A 23,768-nucleotide genomic window follows, 5' to 3' on the forward strand; every position below is an offset into this window, starting at 1 on the left:
CGGGTTGCGAGGCTCCCCCAGCTACCGCTGGGAGGTGCCCCCTGCACCAGACGCCGCTCGCTGATCCGGCCTGATCCACACGACACCCCCTAGCGCCCGCGGGCCTGGAGCGACGCCAGATAGGCGTTGTACGCCGCGAGTTCCTGATCGCCGTCGCGGTCCGCCGTGCGGTCGTCGCGCCGCGCCTGGCGCTGGTCGGACCGGTACCACTGGTACACCAGCGCCACCAGCACGATCACCGACGGGACCTCGCTGAACGCCCAGGCGATGCCGCCCGCCGCGTTCTGGTCGGCCAGCGCGTCGATCCCCAGCGAGCCGGGCGGATGCTCGAACGTGCCGACCATGGGCGCGCTCGCCATCATCAGCGCGATCCCGAAGAACGCGTGGAACGGCATCCCCGCGAACAGCTCCAGCATCCGCATCACATAGCCCGGCCGGTGCGGACCCGGGTCCACGCCCATGATCGGCCAGAAGAAGACCAGGCCCACCGCGAGGAAGTGGACCATCATCGCGATGTGCCCGGCCTTGGACCCCATCAGGAAGTCGAACAGCGGGGTGAAGTACAGCCCGTACAGGCTCGCGATGAACAGCGGGATCGTGAACACCGGGTGGGTGATGAACCGCATGTAGCGGCTGTGCAGCAGCGCCACCAGCAGCTCCCGCGGCCCCTTGCGGCCCCGCCCGGCCGCCGGCAGGGCGCGCAGGGCCAGCGTCACCGGCGCGCCCAGCAGCAGGAGGATGGGGGAGACCATACTGATGATCATGTGCTGGACCATGTGCACGCTGAACATGACCATGCCGTAGTCGTTCAGCCCGGTGCACATCGCGACCATGATGGTCAGCACACCCGCCACGAACGCCGCCGGCCGACCGAGCGGCCAGCGGTCACCGCGCCGCCACAGCCGCGCGGCGCCCCAGCCGTACAGGGCGAGGGCGAGCACACAGCCGACGAGGAAGAAGGGATCACCGCCGAACTGCAGCCCGCGCGACAGCGTGAACGGCGGCAGATCCATCATCATGCCGTGCCCGCCGTGATCCATTCCCTATCCCCGGCCTTCCCCTTTTCGCGCTCTCAACCGGCGCCGCTCTCGCGGACCTGGTTGCTCGCCGTAGGGGTTGCGCAATTGATGGTCGCGGTACTGGGCTGTAGCCGGTTTGTGTCGTCCCTACAGTACGCACTCGGCCTCGGTGTACCGCTCGGTGGGCACCGTCTTCAGGCGCTCCACGGCGTCCGCGAGGGGCACCAGCACGATGTCCGTGCCGCGCAGCGCCGTGATCTTGCCGAACTCGCCGCGGTGCGCAGCCTCCACGGCGTGCCAGCCGAAGCGGGTGGCCAGGACCCGGTCGTACGCCGTCGGCGTGCCGCCGCGCTGCACATGGCCCAGGATCACCGGCCGGGCCTCCTTCCCCAGCCGCCCCTCCAGCTCGACGGAGAGCAGGCGGGCGATACCGGCGAACCGCTCGTGGCCGTAGACGTCCCGCTCCCCGGCCGTGTACTCCATCGTGCCCTCGCGCGGCTTGGCGCCCTCGGCGGCCACCACGATGGCGAACTTCTTGCCCGCCTCGAACCGTGCCCCGACGGTCGCGGCCAGCTCCTCGATGTCGAAGGGGCGCTCCGGTACGACGATCGCGTGGGCGCCCGCGGCCATGCCCGAGTGGAGCGCGATCCAGCCGGTGTGGCGCCCCATGACCTCGACGATCAGCACCCGCTGGTGGGACTCCGCCGTGGTCTTGAGCCGGTCCAGGGCCTCGGTCGCCACCCCGACCGCGGTGTCGAAGCCGAAGGTCACATCGGTGGAGGCGATGTCGTTGTCGATCGTCTTCGGCACCCCGACGATCGGCAGCCCGGCGTCCGACAGCATCCGGGCCGCCTTCAGCGTGCCCTCCCCGCCGATCGGGATGACCGCGTCCAGGCCCAGCTCCTCGACATGGCCCTTCGCACGCTCCACCCCGTCGCGCAGGTGCGCGGGCTGCACCCGGGTCGAGCCGAGGATGGTGCCGCCGAGGGCCAGGATGCCGCCCACGGCGTCCAGGTCGAGCTTGCGGTAGTCACACTCCAACAGGCCCTTCCAGCCGTCCTGGAAGCCGATCACCTCATCCCCGTGGTCGACGACGGCACGGTGGACGATGGACCTGATGACCGCGTTCAGCCCGGGGCAGTCGCCGCCGGACGTGAGCACACCGATGCGCATGGCGCGTGATTCCTCTGTCTGCGAGAGGCCGACGGCCGGACCGCGCTGTCCGGCGGGACGACCGCCACCCTACAAGCGACCGGGCGGGCCCGCCGGGGACCCGCCCGGAACGGGTCAGGCGGGCTGGGCGGTGGCCGCCGCGATCCGCTCGTTGCGCAGCGCCTCGTACCACTGGTCGTCGACCGGCGGCAGCCCGTTCACATCGAGCGCCAGCTTCAGCAGATGGTCCGCGATGTGCGGGTTGCGGGCCATCACCGGACCGTGCATGTACGTCCCGAAGACGGTGTCCTTGTACGCGCCCTCGTAGCCGTCGCCCGTGCCGTTGCCGTTGCCGAACCGGACGCGCGCGAAGGGGCGCGCGGTCGGGCCCAGGTGGGTGACGCCCTGGTGGTTCTCGAACCCGGTCAGCGGCGGCAGGCCCAGCGGGTCGTCGATGTCGGCCAGCACGTCGCCGACGCAGCGGGCCCCCTCGCCGCGGGTGCTGATCACGTCCAGCAGGCCCAGACCCTGCTGGCGCTGCCCGAGGTCGTTGATGAACTCGTGGCCGAGGATCTGGTACCCGGCGCACACCGAGAAGACGATCGCCCCGTTGGCGACCGCGCGGTTCAGCCCGCCGTCCCGCATCAGCCGCTCGGCGGCCAGCCGCTGCGGGCGGTCCTCACCGCCGCCGATCAGGTAGATGTCCCCGGAGGTGGGGATCTGCTGGTCGGAGCGGACGTCCAGGCGGGAGACGTCCAGCCCGCGCTGGCGCGCCCGGCGCTCCACCACCAGGACGTTGCCCTGGTCGCCGTACGTGCTCAGCAGGTCGGGGTAGACCCAGACCAGACGCAGGCCGTTCTGGCTCGTGCTACGCATCGTCGTGTCTCCTCGTACGGGGGTCAGTTGCCGACCCGGCGGCGCAGGTCCTGGAACGCGGTGTAGTTGGCGATCACCTCGATGCGGCCGGGCGGGGAGATCCGCACCGCCTCGTCCGCGTCGGCGCAGACCCGGAAGTCGAGCCCGGCGACCTCCAGGCGCACCGCGAGGTCCAGCTTGCGGTCGCCGATCACGCAGATCGGGTGCCCGGCGAGCCGGGTGTAGTCCACGTCCCACAGCCAGGAGGTGTCGGTGCCGTCCGCGCCGCGCGCGTTCACCGAGAGGATCACCGGGGTGGGCGGCGGGTCGATCAGCGAGAACGTCTCCAGCCAGCCGGCCGGGTTCTTCGCCAGCAGCAGCCGCAGCTGCCGCTCCTGGAAGGTGACCACGTCATAGCGGCCGGCGACGGCCTGCACCTGGTACATCCGCTCCAGCGCGACCTGCGGGGGCACGCCGAAGGTGGCGGCCACGGCCGCCGAGGTGGCCGCGTTCGCCTTGTTCGCGCGGCCGGGCAGCTGGAGGTGGATCGGCCAGGCCGCGCCGTGCGGGTCCAGCACGTAGTCGCCGTTCAGCGCCCAGCTGGGCACCGGGCGGCGGAAGCCGCACTCGCCGCACACCCAGTCGTCGCCGGGGCGCTGGAGCACCCCGCCGCACGACGGGCAGGACCAGGCGTCGTCCTTCCACTCCTGGCCCGCGGCCACCCACACCACATTGGGGCTGGAGGAGGCGGCCCAGACGATGAGCGGGTCGTCCGCGTTCGCGATCACCGTGGCCTTCGTACCGGCCAGGCCCTCGCGCCACTTCTCGGCGAGCATCCGGGTCTCGGCGGCCCGGTCGAGCTGGTCGCGCGAGAGGTTGAGCAGCGCGATGGCCTTGGGCTCGGTGTCGCGGGCGACCCCGGCGAGGTACTTCTCGTCGACCTCGATCACGCCGTAGCGGGCGTCGGAGCCGCCCGCCAGGGCCGAGGTGATGCCCGCGGGCATATTGGCCCCGAGCGCGTTGGAGACCACCGGGCCCGCGGCCCGCAGCGCCTCGGCGATCAGCCGGGTGGTCGTGGTCTTGCCGTTGGTCGCCGACACCAGGATCACGTCCAGGTGGTTCGCCAGCCTGCTGAGCAGATCGGGGTCGAGGCGCAGGGCCACCTTGCCGCCGATCACCGATCCGCTGCCGCGGCCCGCGGCCTTCGACACCGCCGCCGCGGCCTTGCCCGCCGTCACGGCCAGCTTGGCACGTGGCGACAGCGGCTCTGAGTTGCCTGCCATCGTCTCTCGATCCTCCTCGCATACCGGCGCCGCACCTGCCCCCCGAGGCACCGGTGGTACGCCCCCTCCGCGCCGCATCGCCAGCCGGGAGGCCACGGTCGGGGATCAGCCTATCGAGATCCTGCCGGTGTCCCGAATTCCGTCGGCCCTTCCGGGGGACCGTACGCTTGGCTCCCATGCGAAACGGCGCGATCCCGGGGAGCCGGGGGAGGGTGCGGCCCCTGCGGCTGCTCGGCGATCAGGCGCTGCGCGCGCCCTGCGAGGAGGTCACCGCGTTCGACGGCGCGCTCGCCGGGCTGGTCGAGGACCTGTTCGCCACGATGTACGCGGCGGGCGGGGTGGGCCTCGCCGCGAACCAGATCGGCGTGGGGCTGCGGGTCTTCGTGTACGACTGCCCGGACGACGAGGAGCGGCGTCATCTGGGGCATGTGGTGAACCCCCGCACGGTCACGGCCGACGGGGTGACCGTACGGGGCGCGGAGGGCTGTCTGTCCCTGCCGGGCATCGAGGCGGGCACCCCGCGCTTGGACCGGGCGGTGGTGGAGGGCGTGACGGTGACCGGGGAGCCGGTGCGGGTCGCGGGCAGCGGCTTCTTCGCCCGCTGTCTGCAGCACGAATGCGACCACCTGGACGGCGGGCTGTTCCTGGACCGGCTGGACGGCTTGCGGCGGCGCCGGGTGCTGTGGGCGGCCCGCCGCGCGCCGTGGGCGCGCGAGCGGGCGTAGCTCCGTAGTGCTCAGAACCCCGGGGCGCCGATCCGGTCGTCCACCAGGGCCAGCCTGCCCCACAGCAGATCGGTGAGGTGACGCACCAGCCGCTCGCGCGAACAGGGCCGCTCCCGCAGCCACCAGTCGCCCGCGGCGTGCATCATGCCGACGATCCCGTGGCCCCAGATCCGGGCCACCTCCTCGCCGCCGGGGCCGAGTTCGACCCGGTCGGCGATCACCTTGGCCAGCTCGTCGCCCATGCGGCGCAGCAGCGGGGCGGAGTGGTGGCCCACGTCGAAGCCCTGTTCCTGCTCCTGCTGCTGGCCCTGGTCGGCCGGGTGCATCAGGAAGCGGTAGACCTGGGGCCTGGCCTCTATGGCCGCCAGATAGGTGTCCAGCGTGGCCGCCACCCGTCCGCGGCGGTCGGGCGCGGGGGCGTCCAGGGCGTTGCGCAGCGAGGCGAGCAGGCCGTCGGTGTGGCGTACCGCGAGGGCGCGGTAGAGCCCTCCCTTGTCGCCGAAATGGCGGTACAGAATGGGCTTGGTGATGCCCGCTTCCGCGGCGATCGCGTTCATCGAGGCCTCGGGGCCGTCGCGCAGCACCACCCGGTCGGCGGCCTCCAGCAGCTCCTTGCGGCGCCGCGCGGCGGCCTGCTGCTGGTGGTCCTCGCGCTGGCTGGTCCCGGTCTCCATGACGTGGCCTCCCCGCCCCCTGACGTTTCACGCGTTACACGTATGGGCTCCGCGTATCTGCGCAACGTAACACTCGCCCGGGGCAAGGGGTTCGCGCGGCCGTGGAGTTGACATCTCCTACTGGCCGGTAACAGACTGCTGTTACCGTAGGTAACAGCAGACGTAGCAGGTGGAGGGGCCATGGCGGAGTTCTCGTTCGAACTCAACGAAGATCAGAAGGCAGTGCGCGAGTGGATCCACGGCTTCGCCGCGGACGTCATGCGCCCCGCCGCCGCGGAATGGGACGAGCGCGAGGAAACCCCCTGGCCGATTATCCAGGAGGCCGCCAAGATCGGACTGTATTCCCTGGACTTCTACGCCCAGCAGTACTTCGACCCCACCGGCCTCGGCATCCCCATGGCCATGGAGGAGCTGTTCTGGGGCGACGCGGGCATCGCCCTGTCCATCGTCGGCACCGGCCTGGCCGCCGTCGGGGTGCTCGCCAACGGCACCGAGGAGCAGATCGGCACCTGGATCCCGCAGATGTACGGCGACGCCAATGACGTGAAGGTCGCCGCCTTCTGCTCCTCCGAGCCCGACGCGGGCTCCGACGTCTCCGCCATGCGCACCCGGGCCGTCTACGACGAGGCCAAGGACGAATGGGTCATCAACGGCACCAAGACCTGGGCCACCAACGGCGGCATCGCGGGCGTCCACGTCGTGGTCGCGGCCGTCGACCCGGAGCTCGGCTCCAAGGGCCACGCGTCCTTCATCATCCCGCCCGGCACCCCCGGCCTGTCCCAGGGCCAGAAGTTCAAGAAGCACGGCATCCGCGCCTCCCACACCGCCGAGGTGGTCCTCGACGGCGTACGGGTGCCCGGCAGCTGCCTGCTCGGCGGCAAGGAGAAGCTGGACGAACGCCTCGCCCGCGCCCGCGAGCGGGCCACGGCGGGCGGGGAGCGGCTGAAGAACGCCGCGATGGCCACCTTCGAGGCCTCCCGCCCGGCCGTCGGCGCCATGGCCGTCGGCACCGCCCGCGCCGCGTACGAGGTCGCCCTCGACTACGCCAGGACCCGGCAGCAGTTCGGCCGCCCCGTCATCGACAACCAGGGCGTCGCCTTCCAGCTCGCCGACATGCGCACCCGGATCGACGCCTCCCGCCTGCTGGTGTGGCGCGCCTCGTGGATGGCCGTGAACGGCAAGCCCTTCGACTCGGCCGAGGGCTCCATGTCCAAGCTGTTCGCCAGCGAGACCGCCAAGAAGGTCACCGCCCAGGCGGTCCAGATCCTCGGCGGCAACGGCTTCACCCGCGAGTACCCGGTCGAGCGGATGCACCGCGACGCAGCGATCTACACCATCTTCGAGGGCACCAGCGAGATCCAGCGCCTGGTCATCGCCCGCACCCTCTCCGGCGTCCCCATCCGCTGACCCCCGTGCGTCACCTCGCGCCGAAGCGGCGTTTGCGCCCCGCGAACGCCGCCAGCAGGCCGCGCAGTTCCTCCGCCGTGAAGTCCGGCCACAGCGTGTCCACGAAGAACAGCTCCGCGTAGGCCGCGCGCCACAGCATGAAGTTCGAGATCCGCTGCTCCCCGGACGTCCGCACCAGCATGTCGATGTCCGGGAGGTCGCCGTGCGGCAGGTGCCGGGTGAACAGCGCCTCGTCGATCAGGCCCGGGTCCAGCACCCCGTCGGCCGACGCCCGCGCCAGCGACGTCGCCGCGCGGGCGATCTCCTCCCGCCCGCCGTGGTTGAAGCAGAACGCCAGCGTCATCGCGCGGTTGCCGGCCGTCTCGGCCTCGGCCCGGCGCAGGGCGGCCAGGGTGGCGCGGGGGAGGCGGGCCTCGGAGCCGAGCCAGCGCAGCCGTACGCCGCGCTCGCCGTACGCGCGGAAGACGTCGGCCAGCTGGGCGGTGAGCCGCATGAGGGCGGCCACCTCGCCGCGCGGCCGGTTCCAGTTCTCGGTGGAGAAGAAGAACAGCGACAGATGCTCGACGCCCTCTTCCAGCGCCGTGTCCACCACGCGCGGCAGCGCCAGCACCCCCGCCTCATGGCCCCGGGTGCGGGAGAGGCCGCGTGAGGACGCCCAGCGGCCGTTGCCGTCCATGATGATGGCCAGGTGCCGCGGCCGCGCGGAGCGCTCCTCCCGGGGGCCGCGCTGCCGTACGACGGCGGCCTCGCCGGCGACGGACGCCCGCAAGCGCCGTTTGACCGAGGGCACTCTCCAGGCTCCGACCTCGAACACCCGCGCGTCCCTCCGCCTCGGCTTCCCCGGTGCCGTGTCTGACGACGGGGCGGGGCCGCGGGTTACCTGCCCGGTGGCCGAACCATTCGTTTGGTCGGCACGGCCGGCCGGCTCGGCGACGGCCCTCGTCATGGTTTCCGCGCGACGCCCCCGTGCACATCCGTCGTCTCGACGGGCGTTTCGGACGGTCCGGGCCGCCACAGCGGACACGAGACGATACCGGGTTCGACCAGCTCCAAGCCGTCGTAGAAGCGGCTGATCTCCTCGAGGCCGCGCAGCACGTACGGCACGGCGCCGGTGTCGTCGTAGCCCTGCTGGGCCTCCTTGAGCGCCTGGTCGGTGTCGGTGCTGTCGTAGTGCACGAAGTAGCTGCCGGAGGGCAGGGCCTGCTGTAGCCGGCGGACGATCGACACCGCCGCGTCGTAGTCCTGGATGTGGCCGAGGATGCCCATCAGCATCAGGGCGACGGGCTGGTCGAAGTCCAGCGTCTTCGCCGCCATCTCCAGGATCCGCTCCGGCTCGTGCAGATCGGCGTCGATGTAGTCGGTCACGCCCTCGGGGGTGCTGGTGAGCAGCGCCTGCGCGTGCCGGAGCACCAGCGGGTCGTTGTCGACGTAGACGATCCGGGCCTCGGGCGCCACCCGCTGGGCGACCTGGTGGGTGTTGTCGTAGGTGGGCAGCCCGGTGCCGATGTCCAGGAACTGGCGGATCCCGCACTCGCCCGCCACATGGGTGACGGTGCGGATGAGGTACGCGCGCGAGGCGCGGGCCATGACCTCGATGTTCGGGGCGACCTCCCGGTACTGGTCACCGGCGATCCGGTCGACCTCGTAGTTGTCCTTGCCGCCCATCCAGTAGTTCCAGATCCGGGCCGAGTGCGGGACGGACGTGTCGATCTTCGACCACGCCCGCTGGTCGGGGCCGGGGGCGGACGAACCGTTGGTCATCGGGACTTCTCCTGCCGTGCGTCATGCCTGTGAGAGGCTCCAACTTACCGACTCTGCCCGGGAGTTCAGCGGTTCCCGGCATAGCGGCGGACGGGTGAGCGAATCCGTGGCAGGCGGCGGGCGAAGGAGGCCGTCTGGAGCGTCACCGGAGTCTCGCCCGGGCCCGGCTCCGCGCCCGGACCGGAACCGGGCTCCATCGGCGGTTCCTCGTCGACCGTGACCACCGGGGCGTGCTGGGCGAGGGTGCGGAAGGCGTGGTCGAAGCCGGTCAGCGCGGCGTCGATCTCCGCGAGGTCCGCCGCGCCCGCACCGCGCGCGGCCAGCCGGTCCTCCAGCACCGCCGCGGGCGCGGTCACATGGACGAACGCCCCGTCGCGCTCGGCCACCGCCTCCGCGAAGTCGAACGCCTGGATCCAGGTGACCCGGGAGTGCCCGCGCCGCAGCGGCCCGTAGACCAGCTCGCCGACCAGCCCCGCGTCCACCGCGAGCGCCCCGTCGCGCTGGAGCAGCTCGCGGTAGGGGCGGACCGGGTCCAGGTGCGGGAGGTCGGGGGAGGGGCGGGTGACGGCGAAGCCGTGCCGCTCCGCGAGCCCGGCCAGCAGCCCGTCCCGGCGGACGCCGTCACACCCCTCGACGATCAGTGTGCGCCGCTGTGGATACGCGTGCTGGAGCTTCATCCCGTCTTCCCGTCGTTCCGGAGCGATCCGGACTGGATGGAGGGACGACACCGCCGCCCGCCACGGCGCCTTCAGTGTGCGTGGCGGGGCGGCGGGGGCGGGAGTGCGCTACAGGGTTGTGCGGTTGTGCGCCCGTAGTGGTTTTCGCGTCATGGCCCGTCAGGGGGTACGCCCGGCGCGCCTTGGGGGCGGCCGCCGGGGGCCTGCGCGAGTCCTGCGCCATGCTGACGCGGGGGCCTACGCGATGAGGAAGTCGGCCTCGCCCGCCTTGGCGGCCTCCAGGAAGGAGGCGACCTCGGAGCGGGTGTAGATCAGGGCGGGGCCGCCCGGGTCGGTGGACTGGCGGAGGGCCACCCGGCCGTCCGCCAGCCGCTTGGCCTCGATGCAGGTGCCTCCGTTGGACCCGCTCCAGGGCTTTTCCCAGCCCTCCGTACCCAGGTCCGTGGCCGGCATCCCGGTGTAGACGGGGTCTGTCATCACAGCTCCTTACGCAGTTCGGCCAGGATGGTGCTGGTATCGCCGATCGGGTCCGCCTGGACCGCCATCCGGTCCAGGACCTCCAGATAGGCCCCGACCTCCTTCGGCCGGTCCACGTAGACCGCGCCGGTGAGGTTCTCGGTGTAGACGACGTCGGGCAGTTCGGAGAACCCGAAGCGGAAGTAGTGGAAGGGGCCGAAGGCCCCGGGGTGCGGCCCGGACGCGAAGCGCATGATCTGCAGCCGGACCTTGGGCATCGACAGCGTCTCGATGATGTGGTCGATCTGGCGCCGCATCACCTCGCTGGGGCCGACGGGGCGGCGCAGCACGGTTTCGTCGAGGATGGCCCACATGATCGGCGCGTCCGGCTTGGTGAGCAGGCTCTGCCGCTGGAGCCGCAGGGCGATCCGGCGCTCCAGCTCTTCCTCGGTGTCGTTGGGGAAGCCGATGCGGAGCACCGCCCGGGCGTAGTCCTCGGTCTGCAGCAGCCCGGGGACGTAGTGCGGCTCATACGCACGGATGACGGTGGCCTCGCTCTCCAGGCTGACATACGCACTGAACCAGTCGGGCAGTACGTCCCGGAACTGATGCCACCAGCCGGGCTGGTTGGCCTCCCGGGCGAGGGCGAGGAAGCTCTCGACCTCCGGCCCCCGGACGCCGTAATTCCGCAGCAGTTCCTTGACGTACGGGATCTTGAGGCCGACTTCCGCCTTCTCCATCCGGCGCACCGTCAGCGGGGTCACCTCGATGGCCTGAGCTGCCTCTTCGAAGGAAACCCGGGCCTTCTCCCGCAAGTGCCGCAACCGCTTGCCGAGGACCTTGCGTAAGACGGTGGGGGCGGCGCCGCTCGGCCGTGCCTCGCTCACGTCCCGCCTCCCGGAGTGGCTGTCATATGCCTGCACAGTGTGCCTGGACAGTGTGCCACGAGCCCGACGACACAGACAGAGCTATGCGGATCGTTCTGAAATTATCAGAACGAAGGTTGCGGGGTGAGCGACCCACCACGCATAGTGAGCGGGTGACCCATCTCACCCTCCACGGCGGGGGCTCCCAACCTCCTTTGTCCACAACGTCGTTGACACAGCCGTCGCGTACGGCGCCGTGCGGCGGGGATCCCGAAACCTTCCGTGGCGCGTGCCGGGGAGGGTTACGGTGATGCCGGGCGCACAGCCGGGAAGCGGGCGCCAGAGCGCCCCCGCCAACGCCGCGTTGGCCGCGGCCCTCAAGGAATCCGGTTGCTCCTACGCCTCGTTGGCGCACCGGGTCAACGAACTGGGCCGCAGGCAAGGACACGAGTCGAACTACGACAAGGCGTCCGTCACCCGCTGGCTGCAGGGCGGCCAGCCGCGCGGCAACACGCCCGAACTGATCGCCGCCGTGCTCTCCAACCGGCTCGGCCGGCCGCTGGCGCCCGCCGAGCTCGGCTTCATCGCCGACCGTCAGCGCCCCGTCGTCGCCAGAGCGCTGGCCTACCGGGAGGACGTAGCAGAGACCTTGCACACGCTCGCCGAACTCGGCTCCACCGATATCTCCCGCCGCAGCCTGCTGGGCGCGGTGCCCTTCGTCGCCGGAGCCCTGGTGACCCCGCAGCGCGAATGGCTGCTGTGGCTGGTCGAGAACCAGGACACCCCCCGGCTCTCCTCCGCGGCCGATGGCGGCCGTGTCGAGCAGGTCCACGCGGCCATCAGCATGTTCGACGAGATGGACAACCGCTTCGGCGGCGGCCAGGTCCGCGCCAGCATCGTGCTCTATCTGTCGACCGAGGTCGTGCCGATGCTCCAGCAGCGCGGTGCGCCGCCGCACGAGCGGCGCCAGTTGTTCACCGCGGCCGCCAAGCTGGCCGCGATGGCCGGCTGGAGTTCCTACGACAACGCCGAATACGGCCTGGCCCAGCGCTATATGACCCAGGCGCTGCGGCTGTGCGCCGAGGGCGGTGACCGGGTGCTCGGCGGCCAGATCCTGGCCGGCCTGTCCCATCTGGCCACCAACCTCGGCCAGGCGGAGTCGGGCGTCGAACTGGCCCGGGTCGGCGTCGCCACCGCGAAGAACGCGGGCAGTCCGCTCGGCCTGATGCGGCTGCACGCCATGGCCGCCCGCGGCCATGCGGCGCTCGACCAGCCCCGGGAGGCCTCCAAGGCGCTGCGCGCCGCCGAGGCCCAGCTGGAGGCGAGCCGGGGCGCCCAGCAGGAGTCGCCCTGGGTGCGCTTCCTGGACCACCACTATCTGGCGGCCGAGGCGGCCCTGTGCTTCCGGGACCTGGGCAACGCGACGGAGGCCGAGAACGCGGCCACCGAGTCGGTGCGCGCCAACGCCGACCGGCGCCGCCGCCAGGCCATCAGCCGCTCCGTCCTCGCCACGGCCTACCTCCAGCAGAACCGGCTGGACGAGGCCATCGGCACCGCGGGCGAGGCGCTGGACACCCTCAGCGGGGTGCACAGCGAGCGCTCGATCCAGGCGCTGCGCGACTTCCGCAGCCGGCTGCGGCCCCGGCGGGGCGAGCCCATGGTGCGCGAGTTCGAGCATCGCTCCCGGGCGGTGCTCGGGTCCGCGGCCTGACCGCGGTGCGCGGCGGGCTCCCGGAGCGGGGGACCGGGGGGCTGCCGCGCGGATGGACGTACGGGAGTGCGGGTCTACGGGCGCGGAGGGTGCCACCCGATCGGGTGGCACCCCACCCCTCGTCGCCGATGGGTGTCAGTAGCCGTTCGGGGTGGGGGCGTTCTGGGCCCGGTCCACGGGCACGTGCGCGCCCGAGACCCCGCTGGAGGCGTCGGAGAGCAGAAACGCCACGACCCGGGCGACCTCCAGCGGTGTGACCAGCCGGCCGGCCGGAACCTCGGCCGTGAACCGGGCGTAGCTCGCCGGCTCCTCGGTGCGCATCCGGTCCCAGCGCTTGCCGGGGATGAGCATCGAGCCGGGCGAGACGGCGTTCACCCGGATGTGGTCCGGGCCCAGTTCGCGGGCGAGTGAGGCCGCCAGATGGATCTGGGCGGCCTTGGCCGCCCCGTACTGCGCCTGTGGTCCCGGTTTCCAGCCGGAGATGGAGGCGACCACCACCACCGAGCCGCCGCCGCTGTGCCGCAGATGCGGTACAGCGGCCTTGACCAGCCGCGCCGTATGGCCGACGTTCAGCTCCCAGGTCGCCGACCAGTCCCGGGCGTCCGCCTCCTCCAGCCCGCGTCCCCGTGCGCCACCCGCGCACGCCACGACGCCGTCCAACCCGCCGAAACGTTCCGACGATGCCTGGACGAATGCCTCCAGCCGGTCCGGCGCGGTGAGATCGAGGGCCTCGGTGAACAGCGCCCCCGACGGGCTCGTATCCGACTCAGCGGGCAGCGACGCCTCGAGGGCCCGCAAGTCCTCGGCCGTCCGCGCACAGGTGGCCACCCGCGCGCCGGTGGCGGCCAGCAGCCGCACGATCTGTTCGCCGAGCCCCCGGGTGCCCCCGGTGACCAGCACGCGCTTGCCGTCCAGGCGGAACACACCGGGCAGGCCGGGCGCCGCGACCGGGGCGGATTCCCCGCCGCGGTCCCCGCTCACGCCTGCCCCGCCAGGGCCGTGCGGCCCGAACCACTACGCCCGTACAACCGGACAACCCCCATGCCCTCTCGCCCACCGGTCGGTTCAACCGTTTTTCTACATGACGGTGACCGATGACGCTCCGAGCTGCCGTCGAAGGAGGAACCATGCCGGTATCCGGCATCCATCGCGACCGCGTCGACTCCGTCCGTGGCAGCCGGTCCAGGCGGGTCGGACGGGGGGCGCGCACCAACCGCCACCGGCTCAGACGCAGCGCTGTCAGTCGCCAGCAAGCGCCTACCCGCGTAACCGAATGTCAACCACCCCATGTGCCTGTATGTCATGAGAGCCCACAGACCGACGAGGACGGACACCGTGAGCCGATCCCTCCCAGGACTGCCGCAGCGGCCGGCACCGGCCGATGACGAGGACCTGGGGCGCGATCGCCCGGCCCTCGCGGTGTCCGTCAACCGCCACTGCATCCGGATCACCGGGCCCGAGCCGCGCGGGGAGGGGCCGATGAGCGCCCTGGCCACCCGCCGCCTCTTCCGGGCCGAATTCCCCGCCCTTCCCGACCGTGCCGCCGCGGTGCGGCGCATGGTCACAGGCCATCTGAACGACTGGCGGCTCGGCGCGCTCGTCGACGGTGCCGTCCTCGCCACCAACGAACTGTTCGCCAACGCGGTCGAGCACGGCAGCTCCGGCCCCGCCGACACCGTGACCATCACCGTCTCCCTGGAGGCCGCCGGATGCTTCGGTCATCAGCTGCGGGTCGAGGTGGCCGACGGCTCGCCCGTCATTCCCGTCTTCCGCCGCGCCTCGCCGACCGAGGAGTGCGGCCGCGGTCTCGCCATCGTCGACTGCCTCGCCAGCGACTGGGGCACCGAGCCGCCGGACCCCGGGGGTGAGGGGAAGAAGGTGTGGTTCACCCTGCCGCTCGAGCGCGCCTCATGAGCCCTGTGGGCGGCACCGTGGAGACCGACGCGGCCGACTGGCTGCTCTCCGCCAGCGACGACCCCGGGCGGGTGCGGCTCCAGTGGGCCAGCGGCGACGGCCTCGCCGATCTGCCGGTGGGCACCGTCTTCGACCTGGTCCGGATGGCCGACGACATCGGCACGGCGGTGATCCAGGCCCTCCAGCGGCGCGACGCCGCGACGGGGCCCGTGATGCTGGCGACCACCAGCCATGTGCTGACCTTCCTCGTCCCGCCCGGCTCCGCGGCCGAGTGGAAGCGCTGGCTGGCCGGGACCCCGTACGCCCGCCGCCGCACGGTCGCGGCGGCCGGGGCGGGCCGGGTGCTGCGATGCCCCCGCCCGGGCTGCGTGCGGCGCGGTCACGTCTGGCTGACCCGGCCCGGCGACGGCCTCACCGACAGCCGTACGCTGCGGGCGGCCCTGGAGGAGGCGGCGGGCCATTAGCGGGCTCGGCGCCACCCCGCCGTGTCCGCGCAGGTGGGGACGTAGCATCGTGTCGTGGCATGAACACCATCGCCCTCTGGGAACTGGCCGCGCTCGCCGGTGCGGCCCTGCTCGTCGGCTTCTCGAAGACCGCCGTCAGCGGGGCCAACACGGTCAGCCTCGCCATCTTCGCGGCCGTACTGCCCGCCCGTGAGTCGACGGGGGTGCTGCTGCCGCTGCTCATCGTCGGCGATGTGCTCGCCGTGGTCACCTACCGGCGGCACGCCCACTGGGCCACCCTGTGGCGGCTGCTCCCCGCGGTCGCGGTCGGGGTGGTGGCGGGCTGGGCGTTCATGCTGTGGGCCGACGACGCGGCGGTGCGCGTGTCGATCGGCGCGATCCTGCTGTTCATGGCCGCCGTCACGGTGTGGCGACGGCGTACGGGGGCGGACGGGGCGGCGGCCGGCCCGGCCCCCGGCGGCGCCGGGGGCCGGGTCAAGGCCGGTTCGTACGGCGCCCTCGGCGGGTTCACCACCATGGTCGCCAACGCGGGCGGCCCGGTGATGTCCCTCTACCTGATCTCCTCCGGCTTCCGGAAGCTCGGCTTCCTGGGCACCTCGGCCTGGTTCTTCTTCATCGTGAACGTGTGCAAGGTGCCCTTCAGCGTCGGTCTCGGCCTGATCGACGGCGACTCCCTGAAGCTGGACGCGGGCCTCGCCCTTTTCGTGATACCCGGCGCCATCCTCGGAAAGCTGTGCGTCGACCGCATCGACCAGCTGCTCTTCGAGCGGCTGGTGATCGCGGCGACCGTGGTGGGCGGACTGCAACTCCTGCTGCGCTGACCGGCCCGCGCGCTGACGGTGGCGCACTGCCGCGGGGCCAAAGAGAGCGATAGCGTACGGAACGAGGTGGATTACACCACCGAAGCGTTAACCGAATAAGGGGGTTGTTCCGGTATGAAAGCGCCCAGACTCAGTGGCTTACGTGGAACCTTCGCCGTGCTCATCGCCGCGTTCACCGTCGTCCTCGGCCTGGCCGCGCAGGCCGGGACGGCCCGGGCGGACGACGGACCGGGGCTGACCGGGCTGAGCTTCACGTCGGTCAACAGCGGCCGCAACCTGGACGTGCAGAACGGCAACACCGGGGACGGCGTCTTCATCGTCACCAACTCCGCGCCGGGCCACCACCAGAAGTGGCACGCCAACACGCAGGCCGACGGGGCGTTCACCCTCGTCAACGACGACACCGGCAAATGCGTCGAAGCCGGCTACCCGCTCAGGCAGCAGTCCTGTTCCGCGTCCTCCGGGCAGCGCTGGTACTTCCAGCCCGTGAGCGGCGCCGGCGACACGTTCATGATCCGCAACGCCGGTGACAACAAGTGCATCGACGTCGTCCTGGCCGCCCAGTACGACGACGCGTGGACCCAGACCTACGGCTGCAACGGCAGCAAGGCGCAGCAGTGGAGGATCCCCTCGTCGGCGACCGGCGCCGCGCTCCGGGCCGCGGTGGACCACGCGTCCAAGCGCTGCCAGAAGGACGCGGCGACCTGCTCGTGGACGAAGGGTTCCCAGGCCCCGGCCGAGCCGTTGCCGAAGCAATGCGTCTCTCCCGTCTGGTACAACGGCACCGAGGCGCCGGTCCCGTGGACGTTCTCGCTGAAGACCAGCACCGGCTGGGCGAGCAAGCTCGGGGTGTCCTTCACCGGGCAGATCGGCGCGGGAAGCGCGAGCCCCGTACAGACCAGCGTCAGCCTCACCATCTCCGGCGAGGTCAGCTACAGCCTGAGTGAGGAGCTGGGCAACAGCCTGACGATCAGCGTGCCGTCTCATCAGTACGGATGGGTGGCGCTGTCGGAGCTGGCGACGAAGGTGACCGGCGAGTGGACCTTCGACGCGAACGGTTTCCCGTGGAAGGCGCAGGACACCGTCACGGTCCCGCTGCGCAGCGACGACCAGGGCCGGTCCAGCATCTATCTGGCGCAGACCAGCCCGGACTTCACGTCCTGCAACAGCTGAGCCGGAAGGTGGGTCCGCGCGGCCGTGCGGACCACCCCCTACTCCCAAGCTGCCCGGTGGGCGATGGCGAAGTCCCGGAACGACCGGGGCTCGCGGCCGGTGATCCGCAGGACCGTATCCGTCGTACGGTCCTCCGCGCCGCCCCGGATGTCCTCGTCCAGGGCCGCCAGCACCGCCGCGAACTCGTGCGGTATCCCCGCGTCCGCCAGCCTCTCCCGCAGCGCCCCGGGCGTCACCGTGACATGGTCGACCCGGCGCCCGGAGACCTCGGCCACGACGCGCGCCGCGTCGGCGTAGCTGAGTGCCTGCGGGCCGGTGATGACATGGTCCGTGTCGTGCGGGCGGTCGTCCAGCAGGGCCCGGACACCGACGGCGGCGATGTCGTCCGCGTCGACGAAGGCGACCCGGCCGTCACCGGTGGCGGTGACGATCCAGCCGTCGCCGCGGATGGCATGGGCCACCGCGTGGTCGCCGGTGAAGTTCTGCATGAACCATGACGGCCGCAGCACCGCCCACTCCGGCACCGTGTCCCGCACGAGCCGGTGCAGGGCGCCCAGTCCGGGGGCGTCGGCGGGGACCGCGGAGGAGCTGAGCAGCACCACCCGCCGTACGCCCCGGCCGAGCGCGGCGGCGAGGAACGGTTCGACGAGGGGCACCGGGTCGGCCTCGCCGACGGGGGCGACCAGATAGATCCGCTCCACCCCGCTCAGCGCGGCGGCGTGGGTGGCCGGGTCGTACCAGTCGAAGCGCACCCCCTCCGCACCCGCGCCCGCCTCGGGTCCGGGCCGCCGGGCCGCCGCCCGGACCGGTACCCCGCGCTCCCGCAGGCGCCGTACGACGCGCGAGCCGGTGTTCCCGGTCGCGCCGGTGACCAGCACGGTGGGTTCAGCCATCGGTCCGGCCCCCCTCGGCGGCGAACGTCAGCCCGTCGTCCAGCACGAGCGGATTCCAGTAGTCCCGGTAGGAGGCGATCTCGCCGTCCCGGACGGTGATGACGGCCACGTAGTCGATGCGGTGCGCGCGGCCGGTGGCGACGGCGACGGCGTCCACCGCGAACTCCACGATCAGCACGCCCGGGTCCGCGGTCCGGTGGACGACCTCGTGGACGACGGCCCGCAGGTCGATGTGGTCGGTGTAGTCGCGCACGTACTCCCGCACCGCCTCGCGGCCCTCCAGCCTGCGCGGCCATCCGGGCGGGGCGAACGGGAACTCCATGGTGCCGTCCTCGGCCCACAGATCCGCGAACCCCCGCATGTCGTGGGCGAGCAGAAGTTCCCTGGCCCGCTCGTACACCCTGACGCGTTCGTCCATGACGGGTTTCTCCTTCGATGGATGGACGGAAATGTTTGGACGGGACGGTACCGTCCCGTTCGCACTCTAAACAGAACGGTACCGTCTCGTCCATCTGCTAGAGTCGGCCCATGCCGGATCCCTCCCACCCCGCCTCACCCGCCCGGCGCGCCCCGAGCGGCGCCGCCACACTGCGCCCCCACAAGACCGAGGCCATCCGCGCCGCCGTGCTCGACGAACTCGCCGAGCAGGGCTATGCGCGGCTGTCGATGGAGGCGGTCGCCAAGCGGGCCGGGGTCGGCAAGAGCGCGCTGTACCGGCGGTGGGCCTCCAAGCAGCAGATGGTCATCGACATCGCGTCCGAACTGAGCGTCGCGATGGTCGACCTGCCCGACTCCGGGTCGCTGCGCGGCGATGTGCTCGCCGCGCTGCGCGCGGTCGCCGACTGGCTGACCCATCCGCGGTTCAGCCGCATCATCCCGGACCTGATCGCCGAGGCACGCCGGGACGAGGCGCTGTCGCGGGCGCTCGCCGACAGCATCGGCGAGCCGCGCCGCGCCCGCGCGGTCGCGCTGCTGGACCGCGCGATCGCGCGCGGTGACCTGCCGCCGGACACCGACCGCGAACTGGCGCTCGATCTGCTCGCCGCGCCCGTCTACTGGCGCGTCGCGGTGCGGGGCGTGCCGCCGGAGCCCGGTTATCTGGAGTGCGCCGCCGACCTCGTCGTGCACGCCCTGTCGGCCCGGGGCGCGCGAGCCCGGCATGACCCGGAGGACACTCCCTAGTGCCGCATCAGGCAACATTTGCCCTGTTGACTACCTCGCGGAACCGTTCGTCGGCGGCGTGCTCGTTCCGCCAGATGATGTAGCGGCGGATCATGCTTCCCTGCTCCTTGTGGCTGACGTGGCCCGTGCCATCCAGTGCGACGTAGCGCAGGGCGGTGAACTGGGCCTCGATGCGGTTCAGCCAGGAGCTGTCGGTCGGGGTGTAGGCGAACTCGACGTTGTTCGCTGCGGCCCAGTCGCCGACACGGGTGTCCCTCTTTGTGGTCAGGTGCGGGGAGAAGTTGTCGAGCACGATCGCGATGCGGACCTTGGGCGGGTAGAGGCTGCGCAGGCAGCGGCAGAACTCCAGAAATCTCGTCCGGTTCTTCTTCGGCTTGATGTGGCCGTAGAGCTTGTCCTTGCCGAGGTCGTAGGCGGCGAACAAGTGCCTGACCCCGTGCGGGCGGGTATAGGTCGCACGCCGCCGGGGCCGGGGCTCCCGGTCGGGGTCCTTGTGCCGTCCGCCGCGCTCGGCCCATTGCCGTCCGGGGTGGGGCTGGAGGTTGAGCGGGCCGAACTCGTCCAGGCATAAGACGACTTCGGGCTCGCCGTCCTCGGGTATGACCTCGCCGTCGGCGATCGCGTAGAGGTGCTCGACGCGGGCCTTCTTGGCGGCGGGCTCGCGGGAGGTCTTCCAGGTCTTTATGCGTTGAAGCCGTACTGAGCCCGCATGTTCCGCGGCCGACCGGCGGGCTCGCGGACTTCGGCAGCGAGCTGGCCGGCCTGCGCACGGCGGACCCGGAGCTGGTCCAGCTGGAGTTCGCCATCCCGCTGCTTTCGCCGTGGCGGGGCGGCGGCGGAGGCAGGGATCCACACGCGCTGTGGGAACCGGACGTACGCGGCCTGCTACGGGAGCGTGTCACACGTGAGAGCGGCTAAGCGATGGCCGCGATGCTCCTCGACGGCCCCCGCGCACCCCTCGAAAGTTTCCTGAGCATGCTGGAACGCTACTGGCGGGAGGTGTTCGAGGGGGAACGGGCGCGGATCGAACCGGAACCAGCCGCCGGGGAGGACTGGGCCGAACAGCACACCAGCGACTACGCCCACCACCGACGCACCCACACCACCGACCCGAATCCCTGAAAAGGCAGGCTCGGTGTGCACACGTCACCATGCTTCCGCCGTATGAGCGAGCGCCCTGACCAGCATGAACTGCATGCAAAGCTCGGGGCTCGACTCGCCGTCGATGACGGTAGATGCGCAACGGCTTCTGACCCTGCTGATCGCTGTCGACGCGGGATCGTCGCCGTCACCCCGGTCTCCGTGCTCCAGTACGAGTACTCGCTCTTCGAGCGGGAGGTGGAGGAGAAGATCCTTCCCGTTCTGCGGGAACTCGGCATCGACCTGGTGCCTACCCCCCGCTCGGCCGCGGCTTCCTCGCCGGCCAGGTCAAGCCCGCCAGCGAATACGGGGTGCCGGTAAGAACTCTGTCACCAGCCGCAAACGGCGGTGATCAGTCCTCGGACCTGGTGGGTTGGGGCAGTTCCGGCGTGCTCGTCGCCTTAGCGAGTGCAAGGCGACCGCCCTTCAGCTCGGGCACGTAGTTGTAGATCGTGTTCCTGGAGACGCCGAGGAGCTTCGCGATCGAGGTGACGGTGTTCTCTGGGCGGGCGAGCAGGTCGCGGGCGTGACGTACCTGCTCCTCCGTCATCGCTGGCGGGCGGCCGAGTCGGGTGCCGCGGGCGCGAGCGGCGTCCAGGCCCTCATGGGTGCCCTGCACGATCAGTTCCCGGATGAACTCGGCGAGGGCCGCGAACACGTGGAAGACCAGGCGTCCACCGGGCGTGGTCGTGTCGAGCGCCTCGTGCAGCGAGGTGAAGCCGACGCCACGCTTGCGCAGGCCGGACACGATGGCGATGAGGTCCTGGATAGAACGGCCGAGCCGGTCCAGAGACGGGACGACGAGGGTGTCACCCTCGCGCAGGTAGTCGAGGGCCCTCCACAGTTCCTCGCGTTCGGCGTTCTTGCCGGACTTCTTGTCGGCGAAGATCCGGATGCACCCTGCCTCGGTGAGTGCGTGAATCTGTCGATCGAGCAACTGCCCCTTGGTGGACACGCGGGCGTATCCCATGAGGCCGCCGGTCCGCAGGGCCGGAACGGGGGCGAGGAGATCCGCGATGTCGTCGTCCTGGGGTGGCTGCACCCGCCAGATCGTACAGAAAACGGTGTCCCTCAAGTTCTTGAGCACATCCATTTCCTGACACCGTTTTATGGACATGATCCGATGCCGTTCCGGCCGCGCGTCGCCACTTGGCGATCTTGCTCATTAATCGGTCGATAAATGAGCAGGCCGGCCCGAGGTCGATAACAACAACTCTTTCGAAAGAGTTGTTGTAGGTCTACTCTCGGCGCATGGCTGTTTCCCCTGCCGCCTCACCCAACTGGGCCTCGGGGCCGGACATCGAACTAGACACCGCCGCTTTGCGCGTGCTGGCCCACCCCATGCGGATCAACGTGCTCGCGCTGTTGCGCCAGTGCGGACCGTCGACCGCGACCAGGGTCGCCGGGGAGCTAGGCATCAATCCCGGGGCTGCGAGCTATCACCTGCGTCGTCTGGAAGCGGGCGGGCTCATCGTGGAGGAGCCGGGCCGCGGCACTGGACGCGAACGGTGGTGGAAAGCCGCCCATCGCCAGTCGATCCACGATCCGGCGTCCGGGGCTCCTGAGCAGCGGGAGGCCGGACGCGCGTACGCCCATGCCGTAGCCCTCGCCTGCGTGGAGCGTTTGCGCACGGCGGCCCAGGAGGTGCCGCTGCTGCCTGAGGAGTGGTTCGACGTCAGCACCTTCGGCGACTTCGTCCTGCGGCTGAGCCCGAAGGAGGTGGCCTTGGTGCGCGACGAGATCTTCGCAGTGATCTCCCGGTACCGGCAGGCACAGGGCGAGGACTCGGAGGGACTCGCACCAGTGGCGGTCCAGGTACAGATGTTCCCGGTGCCCGGCACCATCGCGCCGCGAACCGTCGGCTCATGACAGGACCGTCCATAGCCGCCGTGCGGCCGGCATACCGGGATGGCAACGTGCTGCGCTGGCTCGCCGCGTACACTGCGTCGGTCACCGGCGATGTGGTCTACTTCCTGGCGCTGTCCTGGTCCGCCACCCGCACGGCTGGTCCGTCGCAGGCGGGCCTGGTGGTCGCGGCCGGAGCCCTCCCCCGTGCGGTGTTCATGCTCGTCGGGGGTGTGGTGGCCGACCGGTTCGGCCCTCGGCGGGTCGCCGCGGCCAGTGACGCTACCCGCTGCCTGGTCATCCTGGCCTCGGCTGCCGTTCTGGTGCTGGCCGCGCCGGGGATATGGCTGCTGGTACCGCTCGCCTTGCTCTTCGGCGCGGTGGATGCAGTGTTCATGCCCGCCGTGGGCGCCCTCCCGCCCCGGATCACAACGCGGGAGCAGCTCGCCCGGGTCCAGGGCATGCGGGGACTGTCGATTCGGTTGAGCAACGCCGTCGGCCCTGCTGTGGGGGGCATCGTGCTGGCCGCCGGCGGGGCGGCCGGCGCCTTCACGGCCACGGGAGTCCTCTTCGCCGTATCACTCGTCCTCCTCCTCACCGTGCACGTCGCCCCCGCCCCTGCCCCGGCAGCCCCCGCCCGCCCCGCCCTCCGGCGAGAGCTGGGCGACGGTCTGCGGTACGTCCGCCGTCACCGGATGCTCGCCCCGCTCGCGGGGGTGATCGGGCTGAGCGAGATGTGCTTTAGCGGACCGGTCGCCCTGGGCCTGGTACTGCTGGCGGATGAACGAGGCTGGGGCGCCGCGGGGACGGGGTGGATGGCGAGCGCCTTCAGCGTCGGGGCGGCAGCCGCAGCCTTATGGATCACTGTTCTTCCCCGGATTCCCCAGGCTGGGCCAGGCGTCATCGCCGCGTTGCTGGTCACCGCCGCGGCCACGACAGCCCTGGGGCGCGTACCGTCGCTGCTGACCGCCACCGCTCTCGCCGTCCTGATCGGCCTGGCCAGTGGCACCACAGTGACGCTCACCAGTGCCCTGGTCCAAGCAGAGGCCGATCCTCAGTACCTCGGCCGGGTCACCTCACTGACGACACTTTGCACACTGGGCCTGGCACCTGCCCTCTTCCCCGTCGCGGGCGTCACGGCGCAAATATGGGGAGCGGCCATCTTCTTCACCGGGTGCGGCGTGATCAATCTGCTGGCCGCCGCGCTAGCCGTCGCGGTCCCGGCCCTGCGGCACGCCCGACTCCAAGACACAGGCGCCCAGACATGACCGTGCCAGGACTCCTCCGCAGGCAGTGAGCACGATGCGTTCTCTTTCGACCGTCTCCCTCGACGGTACGATGCGATCACCTTCGAGACTCTGCACTGTTGTCGGCGGCCGCTGGTGTTCGAGGGCCGGGCACCGTGACCGCAGTGAGGTTGAGCCGGGAGCCCATGTCGAGGTTGACCTCCCCGTACGGGCGCACGTGGGACCAGAAGAGCGGGGTCAGGCCCCGCCGGTCGGCGGGCGTGAGGAGGTCGGCCCACTCCGGTTCGCCAAGGATGTCCTGGAGCATCAGGGTGTTCACGAAGACCAGGGCTGACTGAAGGATGCGCAGGCACAGGACGAACATCTCCTGCTCGTCGCGCCGGTTCGAGGCGATCTCCCCGCCCTTGCCATAGGCGATCACAGAGTTGGCGCCGTTGGAGGACTCCATCACGTTCAGGCCCTCCTCGATCTCCCGCTGGAGGTCCCGCAGCCGCAAGTCGGGC

General features: G+C 71.3%; 26 protein-coding genes and 2 pseudogenes. 12 read left to right on the top strand and 16 right to left on the bottom strand.

What is annotated here, in order from left to right; genetic code table 11:
• Nucleotides 1-89: 89 nt before the first annotated feature.
• The 4 genes from ABZ562_RS26845 to ABZ562_RS26860 all read right to left on the bottom strand — a co-directional run bounded on the left by ABZ562_RS26845 (nt 90) and on the right by ABZ562_RS26860 (nt 4,309).
• On the bottom strand, nt 90-1,040 hold the full coding sequence (locus ABZ562_RS26845) for a cytochrome c oxidase assembly protein (protein WP_361484373.1): 951 nt from the start codon (nt 1,038-1,040) through the stop codon (nt 90-92).
• Nucleotides 1,041-1,166: 126 nt separating this feature from the next.
• Nucleotides 1,167-2,192, bottom strand: a complete 1,026-nt coding sequence (locus tag ABZ562_RS26850) for a 6-phosphofructokinase (protein WP_361484375.1) — start codon at nt 2,190-2,192, stop codon at nt 1,167-1,169.
• A gap of 114 nt (nt 2,193-2,306) precedes the next feature.
• Nucleotides 2,307-3,047 carry a glutamine amidotransferase gene (locus ABZ562_RS26855; protein ID WP_361484376.1) on the bottom strand — a complete coding sequence of 247 codons (741 nt, stop codon included), beginning with the start codon at nt 3,045-3,047 and terminating at the stop codon, nt 2,307-2,309.
• A 23-nt stretch (nt 3,048-3,070) separates the two neighbouring features.
• Nucleotides 3,071-4,309: a MurT ligase domain-containing protein gene (locus ABZ562_RS26860; protein ID WP_361484378.1), complete on the bottom strand. Its 1,239-nt coding sequence runs from the start codon at nt 4,307-4,309 to the stop codon at nt 3,071-3,073.
• 176 nt (nt 4,310-4,485) lie between these two features.
• Here ABZ562_RS26860 and def point away from each other — a divergent pair, with 176 nt between their 5' ends.
• Entirely contained in the window at nt 4,486-5,034 is a 549-nt protein-coding gene (gene def, locus ABZ562_RS26865; RefSeq protein ID WP_361484380.1) for a peptide deformylase, read from the top strand.
• Between the two features lie 11 nt (nt 5,035-5,045).
• Here the strand turns inward: def and ABZ562_RS26870 are convergent, their stop codons facing one another.
• Nucleotides 5,046-5,708 carry a TetR family transcriptional regulator gene (locus ABZ562_RS26870; RefSeq protein ID WP_055551506.1) on the bottom strand — a complete coding sequence of 221 codons (663 nt, stop codon included), beginning with the start codon at nt 5,706-5,708 and terminating at the stop codon, nt 5,046-5,048.
• Between the two features lie 180 nt (nt 5,709-5,888).
• Here ABZ562_RS26870 and ABZ562_RS26875 point away from each other — a divergent pair, with 180 nt between their 5' ends.
• Nucleotides 5,889-7,115: an acyl-CoA dehydrogenase family protein gene (locus tag ABZ562_RS26875; RefSeq protein ID WP_361484382.1), complete on the top strand. Its 1,227-nt coding sequence runs from the start codon at nt 5,889-5,891 to the stop codon at nt 7,113-7,115.
• A gap of 10 nt (nt 7,116-7,125) precedes the next feature.
• On the opposite strand, the gene uppS is transcribed toward ABZ562_RS26875, so the two are convergent.
• The 5 genes from uppS to ABZ562_RS26900 form a co-directional block, all read right to left on the bottom strand.
• Entirely contained in the window at nt 7,126-7,929 is an 804-nt protein-coding gene (gene uppS, locus ABZ562_RS26880; protein WP_361484384.1) for a polyprenyl diphosphate synthase, read from the bottom strand.
• 128 nt (nt 7,930-8,057) lie between these two features.
• Nucleotides 8,058-8,876, bottom strand: coding sequence for an SAM-dependent methyltransferase (locus ABZ562_RS26885; protein ID WP_361484386.1), 819 nt, complete (start codon nt 8,874-8,876; stop codon nt 8,058-8,060).
• A gap of 65 nt (nt 8,877-8,941) precedes the next feature.
• Nucleotides 8,942-9,553 carry a hypothetical protein gene (locus ABZ562_RS26890; RefSeq protein WP_361484388.1) on the bottom strand — a complete coding sequence of 204 codons (612 nt, stop codon included), beginning with the start codon at nt 9,551-9,553 and terminating at the stop codon, nt 8,942-8,944.
• 237 nt (nt 9,554-9,790) lie between these two features.
• A complete protein-coding gene (locus ABZ562_RS26895) occupies nt 9,791-10,030 on the bottom strand; it encodes a DUF397 domain-containing protein (protein ID WP_361484390.1) in 240 nt (79 codons plus the stop codon).
• On the bottom strand, nt 10,030-10,896 hold the full coding sequence (locus ABZ562_RS26900; RefSeq protein WP_361484392.1) for a helix-turn-helix transcriptional regulator: 867 nt from the start codon (nt 10,894-10,896) through the stop codon (nt 10,030-10,032). Before ABZ562_RS26900 ends, ABZ562_RS26895 begins: the two co-directional genes overlap by 1 nt.
• 289 nt (nt 10,897-11,185) lie before the next feature.
• Between ABZ562_RS26900 and ABZ562_RS26905 the strand changes: the two genes are divergently transcribed.
• Nucleotides 11,186-12,586, top strand: coding sequence for a hypothetical protein (locus tag ABZ562_RS26905; RefSeq protein WP_361484394.1), 1,401 nt, complete (start codon nt 11,186-11,188; stop codon nt 12,584-12,586).
• 135 nt (nt 12,587-12,721) lie between these two features.
• On the opposite strand, the gene ABZ562_RS26910 is transcribed toward ABZ562_RS26905, so the two are convergent.
• Nucleotides 12,722-13,567 (bottom strand): SDR family NAD(P)-dependent oxidoreductase, encoded by an 846-nt coding sequence (locus ABZ562_RS26910; RefSeq protein ID WP_361484396.1) that lies wholly within the window; start codon nt 13,565-13,567, stop codon nt 12,722-12,724.
• Nucleotides 13,568-13,921: 354 nt separating this feature from the next.
• On the opposite strand from ABZ562_RS26910, the gene ABZ562_RS26915 reads away from it, so the two are divergent.
• The 4 genes from ABZ562_RS26915 to ABZ562_RS26930 all read left to right on the top strand — a co-directional run bounded on the left by ABZ562_RS26915 (nt 13,922) and on the right by ABZ562_RS26930 (nt 16,958).
• Complete coding sequence (locus ABZ562_RS26915; protein WP_361484398.1) at nt 13,922-14,500, top strand: ATP-binding protein; 579 nt, start codon at nt 13,922-13,924, stop codon at nt 14,498-14,500.
• Complete coding sequence (locus ABZ562_RS26920) at nt 14,497-14,964, top strand: hypothetical protein (protein ID WP_361484400.1); 468 nt, start codon at nt 14,497-14,499, stop codon at nt 14,962-14,964. The genes ABZ562_RS26915 and ABZ562_RS26920 overlap by 4 nt, the downstream gene beginning before the upstream one ends.
• A gap of 59 nt (nt 14,965-15,023) precedes the next feature.
• A complete protein-coding gene (locus tag ABZ562_RS26925) occupies nt 15,024-15,785 on the top strand; it encodes a sulfite exporter TauE/SafE family protein (protein WP_361484402.1) in 762 nt (253 codons plus the stop codon).
• Between the two features lie 156 nt (nt 15,786-15,941).
• The gene (locus ABZ562_RS26930) at nt 15,942-16,958 is read left to right on the top strand and encodes an RICIN domain-containing protein (RefSeq protein ID WP_361484404.1); all 1,017 of its coding nucleotides are present in this window, start codon (nt 15,942-15,944) and stop codon (nt 16,956-16,958) included.
• A gap of 38 nt (nt 16,959-16,996) precedes the next feature.
• On the opposite strand, the gene ABZ562_RS26935 is transcribed toward ABZ562_RS26930, so the two are convergent.
• A complete protein-coding gene (locus ABZ562_RS26935) occupies nt 16,997-17,851 on the bottom strand; it encodes an NAD(P)H-binding protein (protein ID WP_361484405.1) in 855 nt (284 codons plus the stop codon).
• Nucleotides 17,844-18,269, bottom strand: a complete 426-nt coding sequence (locus tag ABZ562_RS26940; protein ID WP_361484407.1) for a nuclear transport factor 2 family protein — start codon at nt 18,267-18,269, stop codon at nt 17,844-17,846. Before ABZ562_RS26940 ends, ABZ562_RS26935 begins: the two co-directional genes overlap by 8 nt.
• Nucleotides 18,270-18,379: 110 nt before the next feature.
• On the opposite strand from ABZ562_RS26940, the gene ABZ562_RS26945 reads away from it, so the two are divergent.
• Nucleotides 18,380-19,033, top strand: a complete 654-nt coding sequence (locus tag ABZ562_RS26945; protein WP_361484409.1) for a TetR/AcrR family transcriptional regulator — start codon at nt 18,380-18,382, stop codon at nt 19,031-19,033.
• Between the two features lie 7 nt (nt 19,034-19,040).
• On the opposite strand, the pseudogene ABZ562_RS26950 reads toward ABZ562_RS26945, so the two are convergent.
• Nucleotides 19,041-19,724 (bottom strand): annotated as a pseudogene (locus ABZ562_RS26950) (transposase); the annotation flags it as partial.
• Nucleotides 19,725-20,008: 284 nt separating this feature from the next.
• On the opposite strand from ABZ562_RS26950, the gene ABZ562_RS26955 reads away from it, so the two are divergent.
• Complete coding sequence (locus ABZ562_RS26955; RefSeq protein WP_361484411.1) at nt 20,009-20,155, top strand: hypothetical protein; 147 nt, start codon at nt 20,009-20,011, stop codon at nt 20,153-20,155.
• Between the two features lie 162 nt (nt 20,156-20,317).
• A pseudogene (locus ABZ562_RS26960) lies at nt 20,318-20,481 on the top strand (aldo/keto reductase); the annotation flags it as partial.
• A 44-nt stretch (nt 20,482-20,525) separates the two neighbouring features.
• On the opposite strand, the gene ABZ562_RS26965 reads toward ABZ562_RS26960, so the two are convergent.
• Nucleotides 20,526-21,143 carry a recombinase family protein gene (locus ABZ562_RS26965; protein ID WP_361484578.1) on the bottom strand — a complete coding sequence of 206 codons (618 nt, stop codon included), beginning with the start codon at nt 21,141-21,143 and terminating at the stop codon, nt 20,526-20,528.
• A 281-nt stretch (nt 21,144-21,424) separates the two neighbouring features.
• On the opposite strand from ABZ562_RS26965, the gene ABZ562_RS26970 reads away from it, so the two are divergent.
• A complete protein-coding gene (locus ABZ562_RS26970; protein WP_361484413.1) occupies nt 21,425-22,042 on the top strand; it encodes a winged helix-turn-helix domain-containing protein in 618 nt (205 codons plus the stop codon).
• Nucleotides 22,039-23,286, top strand: a complete 1,248-nt coding sequence (locus tag ABZ562_RS26975; RefSeq protein ID WP_361484415.1) for an MFS transporter — start codon at nt 22,039-22,041, stop codon at nt 23,284-23,286. The genes ABZ562_RS26970 and ABZ562_RS26975 overlap by 4 nt, the downstream gene beginning before the upstream one ends.
• 76 nt (nt 23,287-23,362) lie before the next feature.
• On the opposite strand, the gene ABZ562_RS26980 is transcribed toward ABZ562_RS26975, so the two are convergent.
• Nucleotides 23,363-23,713: a Tn3 family transposase gene (locus ABZ562_RS26980; RefSeq protein ID WP_361484580.1), complete on the bottom strand. Its 351-nt coding sequence runs from the start codon at nt 23,711-23,713 to the stop codon at nt 23,363-23,365.
• Nucleotides 23,714-23,768: the final 55 nt, after the last annotated feature.

Origin of the sequence: Streptomyces sp. NPDC019937, assembly GCF_040631655.1 — a bacterium.
Lineage (GTDB): Bacteria > Actinomycetota > Actinomycetes > Streptomycetales > Streptomycetaceae > Streptomyces.

Bases quoted from the DNA above. Each gene is read 5' to 3' on its own strand.
- def (WP_361484380.1), top strand. From the start codon at position 4,486: ATGCGAAACGGCGCGATCCCGGGGAGCCGGGGGAGGGTGCGGCCCCTG.
- ABZ562_RS26970 (WP_361484413.1), top strand. From the start codon at position 21,425: ATGGCTGTTTCCCCTGCCGCCTCACCCAACTGGGCCTCGGGGCCGGAC.
- ABZ562_RS26875 (WP_361484382.1), top strand. From the start codon at position 5,889: ATGGCGGAGTTCTCGTTCGAACTCAACGAAGATCAGAAGGCAGTGCGC.
- ABZ562_RS26845 (WP_361484373.1), bottom strand. From the start codon at position 1,040: ATGGATCACGGCGGGCACGGCATGATGATGGATCTGCCGCCGTTCACG.
- ABZ562_RS26955 (WP_361484411.1), top strand. From the start codon at position 20,009: ATGCTGGAACGCTACTGGCGGGAGGTGTTCGAGGGGGAACGGGCGCGG.
- ABZ562_RS26940 (WP_361484407.1), bottom strand. From the start codon at position 18,269: ATGGACGAACGCGTCAGGGTGTACGAGCGGGCCAGGGAACTTCTGCTC.
- ABZ562_RS26850 (WP_361484375.1), bottom strand. From the start codon at position 2,192: ATGCGCATCGGTGTGCTCACGTCCGGCGGCGACTGCCCCGGGCTGAAC.
- ABZ562_RS26925 (WP_361484402.1), top strand. From the start codon at position 15,024: ATGAACACCATCGCCCTCTGGGAACTGGCCGCGCTCGCCGGTGCGGCC.
- ABZ562_RS26860 (WP_361484378.1), bottom strand. From the start codon at position 4,309: ATGGCAGGCAACTCAGAGCCGCTGTCGCCACGTGCCAAGCTGGCCGTG.
- ABZ562_RS26920 (WP_361484400.1), top strand. From the start codon at position 14,497: ATGAGCCCTGTGGGCGGCACCGTGGAGACCGACGCGGCCGACTGGCTG.
- ABZ562_RS26965 (WP_361484578.1), bottom strand. From the start codon at position 21,143: ATGGGATACGCCCGCGTGTCCACCAAGGGGCAGTTGCTCGATCGACAG.
- ABZ562_RS26870 (WP_055551506.1), bottom strand. From the start codon at position 5,708: ATGGAGACCGGGACCAGCCAGCGCGAGGACCACCAGCAGCAGGCCGCC.
- ABZ562_RS26935 (WP_361484405.1), bottom strand. From the start codon at position 17,851: ATGGCTGAACCCACCGTGCTGGTCACCGGCGCGACCGGGAACACCGGC.
- ABZ562_RS26945 (WP_361484409.1), top strand. From the start codon at position 18,380: ATGCCGGATCCCTCCCACCCCGCCTCACCCGCCCGGCGCGCCCCGAGC.
- ABZ562_RS26855 (WP_361484376.1), bottom strand. From the start codon at position 3,047: ATGCGTAGCACGAGCCAGAACGGCCTGCGTCTGGTCTGGGTCTACCCC.
- ABZ562_RS26890 (WP_361484388.1), bottom strand. From the start codon at position 9,553: ATGAAGCTCCAGCACGCGTATCCACAGCGGCGCACACTGATCGTCGAG.
- ABZ562_RS26905 (WP_361484394.1), top strand. From the start codon at position 11,186: ATGCCGGGCGCACAGCCGGGAAGCGGGCGCCAGAGCGCCCCCGCCAAC.
- ABZ562_RS26975 (WP_361484415.1), top strand. From the start codon at position 22,039: ATGACAGGACCGTCCATAGCCGCCGTGCGGCCGGCATACCGGGATGGC.
- ABZ562_RS26980 (WP_361484580.1), bottom strand. From the start codon at position 23,713: ATGGAGTCCTCCAACGGCGCCAACTCTGTGATCGCCTATGGCAAGGGC.
- ABZ562_RS26885 (WP_361484386.1), bottom strand. From the start codon at position 8,876: ATGACCAACGGTTCGTCCGCCCCCGGCCCCGACCAGCGGGCGTGGTCG.
- ABZ562_RS26895 (WP_361484390.1), bottom strand. From the start codon at position 10,030: ATGACAGACCCCGTCTACACCGGGATGCCGGCCACGGACCTGGGTACG.